This window comes from Cellulophaga algicola DSM 14237 (assembly GCF_000186265.1).
Classification (GTDB): Bacteria; Bacteroidota; Bacteroidia; order Flavobacteriales; family Flavobacteriaceae; genus Cellulophaga; species Cellulophaga algicola.
In genome coordinates this window covers 2,047,316-2,060,353 of the sequence record NC_014934.1, presented here as the reverse complement: position 1 = coordinate 2,060,353, position 13,038 = coordinate 2,047,316, and the positions used below count along the sequence as shown (strand labels likewise).

Annotated in this window: 9 protein-coding genes; all 9 read right to left on the bottom strand. The window is 32.7% G+C overall.

What is annotated here, in order from left to right; translation table 11 throughout:
- Positions 1 to 203: 203 nt before the first annotated feature.
- The 9 genes from CELAL_RS08895 to CELAL_RS08855 all read right to left on the bottom strand — a co-directional run bounded on the left by CELAL_RS08895 (position 204) and on the right by CELAL_RS08855 (position 13,018).
- Positions 204 to 2,957 (bottom strand): helix-turn-helix and ligand-binding sensor domain-containing protein, encoded by a 2,754-nt coding sequence (locus CELAL_RS08895; protein WP_013550574.1) that lies wholly within the window; start codon positions 2,955 to 2,957, stop codon positions 204 to 206.
- Positions 2,958 to 3,103: 146 nt separating this feature from the next.
- Positions 3,104 to 4,012, bottom strand: coding sequence for a sugar phosphate isomerase/epimerase family protein (locus CELAL_RS08890; protein ID WP_013550573.1), 909 nt, complete (start codon positions 4,010 to 4,012; stop codon positions 3,104 to 3,106).
- 145 nt (positions 4,013 to 4,157) lie between these two features.
- Entirely contained in the window at positions 4,158 to 4,727 is a 570-nt protein-coding gene (locus tag CELAL_RS08885; protein WP_041557668.1) for a phosphatase PAP2 family protein, read from the bottom strand.
- A 128-nt stretch (positions 4,728 to 4,855) separates the two neighbouring features.
- Entirely contained in the window at positions 4,856 to 5,743 is an 888-nt protein-coding gene (locus tag CELAL_RS08880) for a diacylglycerol/lipid kinase family protein (protein WP_013550571.1), read from the bottom strand.
- On the bottom strand, positions 5,740 to 7,725 hold the full coding sequence (locus tag CELAL_RS08875; RefSeq protein ID WP_013550570.1) for an LTA synthase family protein: 1,986 nt from the start codon (positions 7,723 to 7,725) through the stop codon (positions 5,740 to 5,742). Before CELAL_RS08875 ends, CELAL_RS08880 begins: the two co-directional genes overlap by 4 nt.
- 52 nt (positions 7,726 to 7,777) lie before the next feature.
- A complete protein-coding gene (locus tag CELAL_RS08870) occupies positions 7,778 to 8,521 on the bottom strand; it encodes a COG4705 family protein (RefSeq protein ID WP_013550569.1) in 744 nt (247 codons plus the stop codon).
- Between the two features lie 13 nt (positions 8,522 to 8,534).
- The gene (locus CELAL_RS08865; protein ID WP_013550568.1) at positions 8,535 to 10,955 is read right to left on the bottom strand and encodes an outer membrane beta-barrel family protein; all 2,421 of its coding nucleotides are present in this window, start codon (positions 10,953 to 10,955) and stop codon (positions 8,535 to 8,537) included.
- A 128-nt stretch (positions 10,956 to 11,083) separates the two neighbouring features.
- Positions 11,084 to 12,340: a sensor histidine kinase gene (locus CELAL_RS08860; protein ID WP_013550566.1), complete on the bottom strand. Its 1,257-nt coding sequence runs from the start codon at positions 12,338 to 12,340 to the stop codon at positions 11,084 to 11,086.
- Positions 12,341 to 12,343: 3 nt separating this feature from the next.
- Entirely contained in the window at positions 12,344 to 13,018 is a 675-nt protein-coding gene (locus CELAL_RS08855) for a response regulator transcription factor (protein WP_013550565.1), read from the bottom strand.
- Positions 13,019 to 13,038 lie beyond the last annotated feature (20 nt).

Below are 13,038 nucleotides of genomic sequence, written 5' to 3'. Positions count from 1 at the left end.
CGCAGTGTTTACAGGCTATTTGCAGTAGTGTAAAGAGATGCTCAAGTTAAAATTTTAACATTGTGATGTAGTAATGATGTATCCTAAAAAATATAAATAAGCCATATTTAAGAGCTTATTCTAGTATTTGCAAATTAAAATACCTGTAAAATTGAAGTATTGACAATTTTTGCTCGTTGAATTTGTAATTTATTAATGAAAACTTAAAATGTTATTAAAAAGCTAGAGAGGTATTCTGATGTATCTATTTGTAGCTTTTTTCTTAATCGATACCTGTGTATTTCTACACCACGGAGTGATATCCCCATTAAAGGAGCAATCTCTTTAGAAGACAGGTTCATTTTTAAATAGGCGCAGAGTTTTAAATCTTTAGGCGTAAGTTTTGGAAACTCTTTTAAGAGGCGCTCAAAGAAGTCTTCATGCAGCTCTTTAAAGTTAACTTCAAAACGCTTCCAATCTTCGGAGTCGTTTACAGATTTATCTAACTTTTTTATAAACGAACCATAGCGAGATGAACTCGGAAATTTATCCCTATTCATTACGACCATATTCTTTAATTCTAAAATAACCTCATTCTTCTTTGCAATATTTAAGGTCGTACTCGTTAATTCTTGCTGCTTCAGTTTTATTTCTTTAGCGAGTTTTTCTTTCTCTAGATTTGCCAAGTGTTCCTCTTGTTTACGATCCATTTGTGCTTCAAAAACCTGCTGTTTTCTAGCTAATTTTTTTCGATTATAGAGGCGTACTAAAAAGATGAATAATATAAAAATTAAACCATAAACTACCTTACTGACTACGGATAGATACCAAGGTGATGCAATCGCAAAAGAAAACATTCTAGGTTCCGAAAATTTACCATCTATACTTACAGTAGCAATACTTACCGTATAAGCTCCATGCGGTAAATTCTGAAAATTAACTGTTCCGTTTGCTACATAACTAGATTGCTCTTTTGCCCCAGATAATTCGTAGAAATACCTTGGTTTCGTTAAATTAGGAGAAGCCACTTGAAAGCTGATACTTTGAGAATCTTTATAATCTATCTGAAACGTTTCATTTAACAAAGAGAAACGCTTTTCTTCATCTTTAAAATAACTAAGCTGTGGTTTGGGTACTACAAAATCATCCAAGTATTTGTGAAGCTTGGTTAAGTTAATCTTAGCAAAACCATCATTAAGCGTTAGCATAAAGATAGAATCATTAAACTTTACCACATTCTCTGCATCAGGAACCAAACGCTTTTTTAAGACATTCTCTGCAATAGAAAGACTTTTGTCTCTTAGATTCGTGTAGACAATCTCTTTGCTATTTTCATTGTCTATAAACCAAAAGTAGTCCCCATCATTATAAATAAGCACGTTATCCTTGTATTTAGCAAAATCTTCAAAAATTTCAATTTTATTTAAAATTGCATTGTAGGTATACCAAACTCCGTCAGCATATAAAACTATCCTATTTTTTACATTGAAGACCTTAACATTATAATTATTAGGTATGGCATCATGGTTAAATTCCTGAATTTCCGCTACCTGATCTAAAGTGCTATTTAATCGCAATCTAAAAAAGCCTTTGTAAGGATGCGCTACCCAAATTATATCTTCAGATTCAAAGCAGAGTTGTTTTACTGGAAATTGTATTCCAGAAATCGGCTGAACACTCCAAGAACCTTCAGGATTTTTTAAGAATTTAGATACCCCAATATAAGTCCCTTGAAAATAACTATTTTCTTGCTCAGGTACTTTTACAATTTGGTACCCACCAGAAACTGAAGAAACTTTCTCTAACGTATTTTTAGTTACTTTGAAAGTACCTGTATTATGACCTGCAAACAGCTCACCATCAATAACTTTTAAATCCCACACATGACCTTGAGAATTTTCTACAAATTGTAAAACATCGTTCTCGAAATAATAAATACCCGTATTGCTCCCTAAATAAAGGATACCATTAGCAAAAGCAATATCATAGGTAGTGCCTACGGCTCCAGAAAAATCGGTATAATAGGTAATCGGTGCATTGGTCTGTATCCGATCTATCCCATTATCTAAACCAAGCCAAAGCTGGTTGTCATAATGAAAGATAGATAATACTGTATTGTTTTGTAGTCCTGTTTCTCTATCAAGATTAATAAAAGTATTTTGAGTATTATCATAGAGATAAACTCCCTTTTTTATAGTCCCGAATGCAATTTTATTGTTAGGATAAGGGACTATCTCATTAAGTTGATGTTTCTTTAATTCTTTATTTATGTCATTATCCCACTCCTCTAACTCACCATTCTCAAAGACATAACATCCATTTAGTTTTGTACCAATAAATAGTTTGTTATCTACTATAGCCGTGGCTATTATCGTTTTTCCTAAAAGTGCCTCGAAATGATCGAGCGCACTAAATTTATCTCCTTGGAACTTATACATTCCCGTATCGCCACCCGCGATATATAATTCATTGTTATAGGCGACCAAGTCTGATACTACACCAGCTACATCAATGACCTTAATTTTATCATCTTCGTAGACATAAACGGTAGAGAATGACCGAAAAACAATGGCATCTTTAAATGCGATTATCTGCCAGAATTCTTCATTAGTAAATGTATAATTTTTAATTAAATGCGTTAGAGAAGTATAGTCCAAGAGACCGTATTCATTTTTCTGCCAATAACCAAACTCTTCATACGAACCTGTGAATATTTTATCTCCAATAACTCTTACTGCTCTTATAATAGTATTGTTAGGTAATTTATTTAAGACCCACTCTTCTCCATTATAACTTAACAACCCTTTATTATTTGCAGCGTATAAAGCACCTGAACTATCTACAGCTACGTCCCAGTTTTGACTAGCGGCTTTATAATCAAATATTTTATAATTATAAATTGGGGGCAATACTTTCTGTCCAAAAACTGAATTTGAAAGAAAAAAAAGGAATAATATAATGCCGTAATAAAACTTCATTGTGCACTTAAATTATTTATTGGTAGCAAAAAAAATGGAGCTATTTCTTTTATACACCCTAAGGTTAGCACGAAAATACTAAATATATAAAATAAAAAAGGCGCTAAAAATTAATTAGCGCCTTTAGTTCAATCAGTTTTTATAGGTTATTCAAATCCAAATTCTTTAATACCTTCATGACTTATTTTAATAGCCTCTAAGGGCTTCATCCCATCAAAGGTCATATCTTGTTCTACCATGTAATATTCCATACCAGAAAGGTCCTTTTGCGCTAAAATTTTAGCGAAATCTATCGTTCCTGTTCCTACCGGTGCAAACCTACCTTGCTCATCCATATCTTTTACATGCCAGATTTTGAACCGACCTGGGTATTTTTCAAAATAAGCAATAGGATCTGCTCCTGCCTTGGTAACCCAAAAAAGATCCATTTGAAAGTTTACAAATTTAGGATCTGTATGTTCCAACAAATAATCAATAGGTACAATCCCATCCGCATCTTTCTTAAATTCAAAATCGTGGTTATGATATAATAACTTCAACCCGGCATTGTGCGCTTTTTCTCCCAATGCATTTATAATTTCGGTAAGGTTTTTAATACCACCAGACATACTCATAGTACTAGTAGCATCATCATAATGAAACAATCCCATTGGCGGAATTGGCACAACAAAATATTCAAATCCTGCCGCTTTTACATCAGCCATCATTTCAGCTGCATTTTCTAATGTCACTGAACTATGATGAGAACTTATAGGGGTAAGCTCCAAACTATCTAATAAAGTTTTAAAAGCTACAGGAGTCATGTTATAAAATTTACCCTCCTCGTATCCGGCAGCTTCAATATTCTTATACCCGGCATCTGATACTGCTTCTAATGTCGCTTTTGCATCCGTACCCATATCATCTCTGACGGTATATAAGGCTAAACCCCCAAAATTAGTTTCTTCAATAATTTCTGGGGCACTTTCAGGAGTTTCTGCTTTTTTTTCTTCCTTACAAGAAGCGCAAAACAAAGCTAAGGCTAAGAAAACCGTGTAGCATGTTATTTTTTTCATGATTTAAATTTTGAGTTTATTTTTGAGTCAATAAACTAAGATAATTTATTATCAAGAGAATACGGTTGAATGTTTCTAATAATCCTGATTTAAATCTACTACAACGATTGATTAAGAGTATATCTACTTTTAAAGAGAATGCTGTTTAAAAATTGTAGATTAATCCTAATTGATAAGACCCTGCTCCAGTTTTAAGACTAATATCAAAATGCTCTTGAGCATAGGGAGTTGTGAACAAATAGGCACTACTAACGCCAACTACCGCCCCAGCCAACACATCCCAACCATCATGTGCTTGCGCATTAATACGACTGTACCCTGTAAAACCTGCTAATGCATACGCCGGAATACCATATTTCCAACCATAACGCTTTTGAATAAATGCAGCGCTTTGAAAAGTGGTTGATGTATGACCAGAAGGAAAAGCTCTTTCTCCATTACCATAAGGTCTATCCTTATTTAAAGCATATTTAAGCCCAATAGTAACCCCCTGATTTAATAATGCTCCTTTAGTAAATTGCCAAGTACCTTCATAATCTTTAGCAATTAATGAACCCGTTAAAGCCATTACTGGTAAAGAAAATAATAAAATATCGCCAGAAGTTTCAATGGCTTTATCCTGTGCAATTAAAGGCTGGCAGCCTAATAGTAGTAAACCAAATACTAGTAAATTACTTGAAAGTTTTAGCTTTAGTATCAAAATAAAATTTTTCATATAAATTTGACATAAAAAACAGGTAAGCATTGATTTTTAAAACACACCTGATTTACTTTTTCATCAAAAGTAATTTTCAATTCTAAAGAGAATTTAAAGATTACAACATTTCATTATCTGATACTATTTTATGAAGGCACTAAAACTGAAAGAGCTTTTTCTATAACCGTAATCTTGATACTGTCCTTTTCTAGCTTATGAAATTCCCCATCTATCTGAGATTCTAAAAAAGATTGATCATTTCTTGACAATTCCAACGCTTTAACTTGATAGTTTTTAGCCTCATTAAGCCAATTAATCTTACCTATTAAAACAAGAATACCAAGCCAAAATATTTTTAATCTATTAATCTTAGAAATAATTAACACATCTAATAAACCATCTTGTAAAGATGCTTTAGGCGTAAGACTCAGGTGATAACCCATTTCATTAGAATTTGAGATTAGAATAATAAAAGGATTAATGATCCGGATTTCATTATTAAAACTTATCTCTATAGTTTCTTGATGCTCAATTTTCTTAATTGAAGTAAGGCAAGCATACACATAACCTAGAAAGGACCTCTTTTTTTTAGATTCATAATGTTTTATAACCTCAGCATCAAAACCAACACCTGTATTACTAAAAAAGAAACGATTATTAATCTTACCAACGTCCATTTTAATAGTCCGATTACTCCTAATAACAGCCAATGCCTTCCGCAAGTTTTTAGGGATTTTAAGGTTAGAAGCCAATCCGTTTCCTGAACCTATGGGAATTATTCCTAAAGGAATAGCTATACCTACCAAACAAGATGCTACCTCGTTTATAGTACCATCTCCGCCACAAGCTACAATAATAGCTGCTTTCTCCTCAATAGACTCTTTTGTTAATTGAATGGCATGCTTCTTATATTCTGAATACTTTACCGTTATTTGATGTACACTACCAATAAAATAGCTTTCTAAAAAGGCTTTACTCAAGGACGATGATCCATGACCTGCAATAGGATTTACTATGAAATGTATTTGTATCACTTTGCTAAATTTGAAAGTTTAAGTCCTCCATTATGATACAGATAATCTGCCACTTGATAATTAGAAATTGATGTTTGCAAAACTTGATCATCCATCGGTAATTCCTTTAAACTATTATCAGCGGAATTCCAGTCATAGAGATTTGCGGTATGACCATCCCCTAAAATAAGAACTTTGTTATCTTTTAAATACCCTAATTTTCTATAGTTACCTATAAGCGCTCGCTCGTCTTCAGGTTTCATTTTAAGAATATTTTGCCCAAAGAGATTCGTTTTATAATCCCAATTAAGGGTAGCAAATAGCGTAGGAAAAACATCAATCTGAGAACACAACTTATCAATTTTAGCATTTGGCATATTCGGCAGGTTATAGATTAATGCCGGAATATGATAATTTCTCACATCTAACTCCCAACGTCCGGCACTACTTGCACAATGATCACTCATAATTACAAATACAGTATGTTTAAACCAAGGTTTAGTTCTTGCTGTTTTTAAAAATTCTCCTATAGCATAATCAGTATATTTTACGGCACCATTTCGTCCTGTTCCAGATGGAATATCAATTTTTCCTTCTGGGTATGTAAATGGTTTATGATTAGAAGTGGTCATTACAAAATCGAAAAAAGGTTTTCCTGTTGTAAAGGCCTTATCTGCTTCTTTTAATACCTTATTATAAATATCTTCATCACAAACACCCCAAGCGTTTTCAAAAGTCACTTCATCATCTTCTATATTTGTTCTGGTCGTTCTGATACTTTTATCTAAGAGAAAACCTCTCCCTCTATCTACAATATTAAAACCATTACCTCCGAAGTAAGTATTCATATTATCAAAATACCCATCTCCTCCGTAGAAAAAGAAACGTTCATACCCTTGTGATTTAAATACTTCGCCGATAGTGAAAAGCTCGGTGTTATTTTTTCGTTTTACAATGCTTCGTCCTGGAGTAGGCGGAATAGATAAAGTAATTGCTTCCATACCACGAACTGTTCTGGTACCTGTAGCGAATAAATTACTAAAAAACAGACTCTGATTAGCCAAAGCATCTAAGGTGGGAGTAATATTTTCATCATTCCCTAATGTACTTAAAAACTTACCGCTTAAACTTTCAATACAAATGAAAATAACATTGGGTTTTATCTGGCTTTGTGTACTATCAGCGTTTTTTACTGTTCTAAAGATTCCTTTTTTTGATGGAAAAAATGCCATTTCTTCGTGTTTCGTAAAATTTTCATTTACTTCGGAAAATGCTTTTTGAATAGGAATAGTATCATAAAATTCTGAATAGGCTAATTCATTATTTTGAAAGGCAGAGAAAAAAGAATAAATCCCCGCTTTAGACAGTTCATTGTTATACCTATTTTTAGACCAATCTGCTTGATCACTACGCATAAAAAAAGTAGCAATTACCACAATGACAGCCCAAGGAAGCATTGCTGTTAATTTAAATTTAATACTAGTTTCACTTGTAAACACCCGCTTAAACGCACCTAGTTTAATGACTAAGTAAATGGTCCCTGCTACCAAAATTAACATAGAACCAATTAAGATTGGTAATGGGTATGACTCGTTGATATTTTTAAAAACCTCATAGGTATAAATAAGATAATCTACAGCTATGAAATTGTATCTACGTTGAAATTCTTCCCAAAAAGTAAACTCCCCAAAAAAAGAAAAGTAACTAACAAGAATACCTAAGAAAAAACCAAAATAGGTTATGATTTTATCCACTAAAGATCCATTCCATTTTACAGGAAAAAGCACTAAATAAATAAGGTAAGGTATTGCCAAAAAAGAAACCGTAACCAAATCAAAAAGAAACCCGACTGCAAAAGTTCTTAGCAGACTCAATACATCTTGATCTACTTCTGTGAAACTCCAAATTAGAAAACTAACTCTAACCACAAAGGAACATGTAAGAAAAAAAATAATAAATACTTTTAGAAGCGTAAACCGTTCCGGAAACAATTTTGATACCATTTGAAATAATTTTGATCAAATGTAAAATCAGAATCTAAAGAAATTTTAAAGTTTAAAATTCTAAATGTGCATTTTTTCGGTGTGCAATAAAAATTAAAAAAACCATAACAACCATAGCTACCACTGAAGCCGATAGTGTTCCTAAATCTAGCCCACCTTTTAATACTGGTTTGGTTAAAAAATCTCCGAAGGTTGCCCCAAAGGGTCTGGTAAATACAAAAGCAATCCAGAAGAGCAGAATTTGATTAATTTTTGTAAAATAATGCACTAGAACCACTAGAATAATAATGCTCGCTGTTACCATTGCTCCAATTAAATAGCTAAAACCAATTACATCACTTAAATAATCACCAAAGGCAGTGCCTAAACTATTAGAAAACAATATAGCCACCCAGTAATACAATTCTTTAGTACGCGCTACAATTGGGAATACCGCTAAGTTTCCAAATTTTCTATACCAAGCATAAAGCGTTAGTACTAACCCTGAAAACAGCAATAAACTTCCCCACGTATACCCTAAATGCAAACTACGATCTAAGAAATCAGATATTTCAGTACCTAATGTAGTCGTTGCTATGATTACCAACCAAAAATAAATAGGATTATATTTTTTTTGCAGGAGCTGGACCACCAATACTAAAATAAAAAAAGCAAGTGTAATTAAAATTCCAACAGAATATCCTAAACCTAAGGTTTGCGCCAAAAAATCTCCTAAAGTTTCGCCTAGGGTTGTGGCACAAATTTTCATCAACCAGAAAAGCAAGGTAACTTTTGCTACTTTATTCAATTCTTTCATATCTTATCTACTATTAAATTTTATATTTAAGTCCTAATCTAAATATTTGAGTCTCGAAATAGTTTTGATATACTGCCGAAAAATCATTCTCTATAATACGTTGTTGAATACCAAATCGATTAAAAATATCGCTTGCTGAAAAAGTTAAAGTGCCTTTTTTATTCCAAAGACTCTTTTTGATTCCTAAATCTACAGACGAGCGTGCTAATTCTTCTCCTTGCGGAATATTTCTCTTAGAATAATAAACACCTATTAATTGGATGGCATAATCTTTAGGAAGACTAATATCTGTATTGATTTTAAGGTCCCAAGCATTTGCTGTTGATTTTTTAATTTGAAAAGTACGCTCATAAGGAAAATACAATTGACCCTGATAAGCATCAACAGCATTAGCATACCAATTAAATGTTGAAGACACCTTCCAATTACTCGTAAGGTCTTGGCTCGCCAACAATTCTACCCCCGTATTTGTAGCACTTCCTGTATTTTGATAGATTTTATTGACAATAGCATACGAAGGATTTGAGTCGTCTATACTATAAATGCGCATATATTGGTCTTTTATCATTTTATGATAAAGAGCCGTAAATAAAGAACCAGTATGCCATGAATATTTATGAGCAATTTCTATGGCATCTGTAAACTGCGGTCGCAAATATGGATTACCAACTTTCAGCAATTCTGGGTCATCATATTTAGGAAAAATACGAAGTTCTGGCTCGCCAGGACGATCTATTCTGCGGTTATAAAAAGCTGAAATTTTATTAGCACTATTAACTTTATAGGTAAAACGCACACTAGGGAATAATTCAAAATAATCGTAGGAGTCATTATTCGGATAATATTGATTTATGGGATCTAAATCATAAAAAACATTAGTTTGCTCCGCCCTTAGTCCAGCTTCAACATCATAACTATCTTGCTCTAGAAGATAATTTGCATAACCCGCATAGAGGTTCTCTCCCCAATCAGAAAAAGTACCTAAGCCTGGATAAATAATAGATTCATTTCCTGGTGTAATTGTATAGTCTACTGGCAACTTACGGATACGCATTTTTGCACCGAATTCCACGCGACCAGAAGCTAGTGGTTTTACATAATCTGCGGCGATGCTCGTAGTATTTTCAATAGCCTTAATATTTGTTTTATCTTGACCAACACGTACTTCAGAACTATCGTTCAAAGAATAAGTTTCATCTTCTAGCCCTTGAGTATATTGTGCATTGGCCGATAGTGTATGTCCTATTTCCTTAAACTTATGACGGTAACTTACCGCTGCATTAATATATCTTGTAACTTCTTCTTCTCGCCACGTATAAAAACGATTCCTGATATTATTTTCCAAGTTTATGTAAGCCACCTGCGCTGTATCTATATGCTTTTCACGATCATATAATCCAGAAAAAGTAAAACTATTATTAGCATCCAAATCATAGTCAATTCCGCCATTTATTATAGATCGAAATTGCTTTCTATTTTCGGGAACTTGTGAAACAATGGTACTTCCATCATCGTAATATCGTGTTGTAAATTCATTATTAGGCAAGGCTTCCTGAAGAATAAATTCTGATTGAAAAAAGTAATTAATCTTATCTTTTTTATAATTTAAATTGATACTAGGGATTAATTTAGGATTGGCCGAAAAACTCCCCAAAGCTGTATTGGTATCTTCTTGTCTTTTACCCAAAGCACCTAATCCAAAAGAGAGCCCAACATCTCCATTTAAGCCCGTTTGTTTTTCTTTTTTATAAATAATATTTACAATTCCTGCAAAACCGTTAGCATCATATTTTGCCGATGGGTTATTGACAATCTCAATTCTTTCAATATTAGAGGCTGGAATATTAGCCAAGCCCTTCTGGTTCCCAAAACCCGTTAAACTGCTTTGTTTGCCATCTATTAATATAATAGCTTTGTCACTACCCCGCAAAACCACTTTACCTTCTTGATCAAAGGTTACCCCTGGCAATGATTTCATAGCATCTAAAACTGAACCTCCAGATTGAGCAATATTGTCTTCTATACGAAATGATTTCTTATTTAAATCTGAATTAATTGTTGCTTGCTTACCAATTACCTCTATTTCATTTAAAGCTTCTGCAGAAGGTTCAAGTGCAATCTTACCCAAATTGAACACGGTATTTAAACCTCCCGCGATAAGGTTTTGCTCTTTTGTAGTATATCCTATAAATGAAAAGGAGAGTTTATATTTTCCGAGTGGCAAATCTACGAATAGAAAGCGGCCTTCTTCATTTGTAATAGCTCCCGTAACTATGTTATTATCTTCAAGATGACGAAGAGTTACATTCGCAAATGCTAAAGTAGCTATGGTTTCCGCATCAATTAATTGCCCAGATACAGTTATTTTATTTTGAGCTTGAGCATTTAAAAGTGTAAAAAAAGTAATAAGAAATAGAATCTTTAGATGTATCATAAAAATAGCTTCGTAATGTATAATCACGAAAATACAATCCAATCCTTAAGAGAATTTAAAGCTAGGACTAATTCTTCATCTTTCTTAAAACGCACACCTAACCTATCAAAAAAACTAAATAAAATAGACTACGGAAAGGACACTACAAAATGATGCCTATTTTTCTCAAAGTGATACTGTACTTTTAAACCATACAGGTCACAAATCTTTTTTACTATGGCAAGGCCAAGTCCTGTAGATTTTTTATGTTCTGACTCTTTATAAAACCGATCAAATAGTTTTTCTGGATGTAAAACTGCGTTTTCACCATAATTAGAGACGATAAACGTTTTATGGATAAACACGACATGAACAGCTTCATTTGTAGTGCTGTATTTTAATGCATTCGATAAAAGATTATCACACAACACATCTGCTAAATAAGGGTCCATTTGAACAAATACCGCAGCATCATCTTCGATATTAATTTCTAAAGGAAATAATTCTGAAAAATTTTCTATTCGTTGCTTGACAATATCATTAAAACTTAACTCCTCAGCGTTTAAAAATTGCCGATTCTCAATCTTTGTTAATAAGGTTAACCCTTTGTTTAATTGCGTAAGCCTTTGAATATCTTTCTGAATGGAATTTAGATGCTCAAATTGAAGGTTATTAAGATTATCACTGTTAATGATGTTTTCAATTTTCGCTTTAATTATTGCTAATGGCGTTTGTATTTCATGAGAAACATCTTCCGTATACTGCTTTAAGTTTTTATAATCAGTCCTTACTTTTTGCGTTAGTGTCGTTATTTCATAATTTAAATCTGTGAACTCCAAAATATCACTTTTAATTAATGCTATGGGAGTTTCTGATGTCACGGAGAAATTTTTCATTTGCGCCAAATTCATAAAAAAAGGGGCCCATAGTTTTCTATTTCCTGCTTTGTTTAGATAAAATAGAAAAACAAAAACAAATAAAATAATCACCAAATAAGATAATATCACAGCGATTAAAATATCACGAGATTCTACGACTAATGTTCTTACGGTAATCTGGTAATTTTCTCCATTTATAATAGAGTAAATTGTTAATTCTCGAAATTCTTCAATTTCATTTTGAGAAGGGTCAAAAATTAAAGTGTCCTTCAACCGTTCAACTCTTTTTTCTATACCCTTTTTAACTTCTACAACAGGAGGCAATTGGTAGATTGGGTTATTACTTTTAATAACACTTTCTATCCGCGCTTCCGTTGAGCGTAATTCTTCTTCTACCTCATCTGTTAAAAGTTTATGCACATAAAAATAAAGCACAATGGTACTAAGCATCATTAAACTAAGACTTATCAATAGAAAAGTCTTAGAAGTTTTTTGAAGCAGACTTACACCTTTACTACTTTCCTTCATAAGTTATTCCTCCATAAATTTATAACCACTACCATATGCTGTTTTAATATACTTTGCACCTACTTCTGTTAATTTCTTACGCAGGTTATTAATATGAACATATATAAAATCATAATTATCTATCAAATCACTATGATCTCCCCATAGGTGTTCTGCAATAATTTCTTTGGAAAGTACTCTGTTTTTATTAGTAATAAAGAATAAGATTAAATCATACTCTTTTCGAGTTAATATTAGTGCTCTACCTTCAACAAATACCGTCTTAGCTCTAGTGTCTACAGAAATTTCATTAAATTCAATAGTTTCTGTGCCTCCAAATTTGCCTCTACGTAAGATTGCTTTTATTCGAGAATTTAATTCTGCTAAATGAAAAGGTTTGATTAAATAATCATCTGCTCCTAAATCTAGTCCTTCTAATTTATCATCCAAAGAACTATTTGCAGAAATAATAATTGTTGCCGTATTTCTATCTTGTTGTTTAAGCACCTTTAACACTTCTAGCCCACTACCTGTAACTAGGTTTATATCTAGTATTACAATATCATATTCATATACATCTAATTTATACAACGCTTCTTCATGATCAGAGGCTGTTTCGCAAACATTACCATCTTGAGAGAGGTATGTTGCCATAGATTTCTGAAGCTCAATCTCGTCTTCTGCTATTAAGATTTTCATTCGATTAATTTTAGCAAATC

What these genes read in the sequence shown, in the direction of transcription:
- CELAL_RS08895 (WP_013550574.1), bottom strand. Translation starts at nt 2,957, where the DNA reads ATGAAGTTTTATTACGGCATTATATTATTCCTTTTTTTTCTTTCAAAT.
- CELAL_RS08890 (WP_013550573.1), bottom strand. Translation starts at nt 4,012, where the DNA reads ATGAAAAAAATAACATGCTACACGGTTTTCTTAGCCTTAGCTTTGTTT.
- CELAL_RS08885 (WP_041557668.1), bottom strand. Translation starts at nt 4,727, where the DNA reads ATGAAAAATTTTATTTTGATACTAAAGCTAAAACTTTCAAGTAATTTA.
- CELAL_RS08875 (WP_013550570.1), bottom strand. Translation starts at nt 7,725, where the DNA reads ATGGTATCAAAATTGTTTCCGGAACGGTTTACGCTTCTAAAAGTATTT.
- CELAL_RS08870 (WP_013550569.1), bottom strand. Translation starts at nt 8,521, where the DNA reads ATGAAAGAATTGAATAAAGTAGCAAAAGTTACCTTGCTTTTCTGGTTG.
- CELAL_RS08865 (WP_013550568.1), bottom strand. Translation starts at nt 10,955, where the DNA reads ATGATACATCTAAAGATTCTATTTCTTATTACTTTTTTTACACTTTTA.
- CELAL_RS08860 (WP_013550566.1), bottom strand. Translation starts at nt 12,340, where the DNA reads ATGAAGGAAAGTAGTAAAGGTGTAAGTCTGCTTCAAAAAACTTCTAAG.
- CELAL_RS08855 (WP_013550565.1), bottom strand. Translation starts at nt 13,018, where the DNA reads ATGAAAATCTTAATAGCAGAAGACGAGATTGAGCTTCAGAAATCTATG.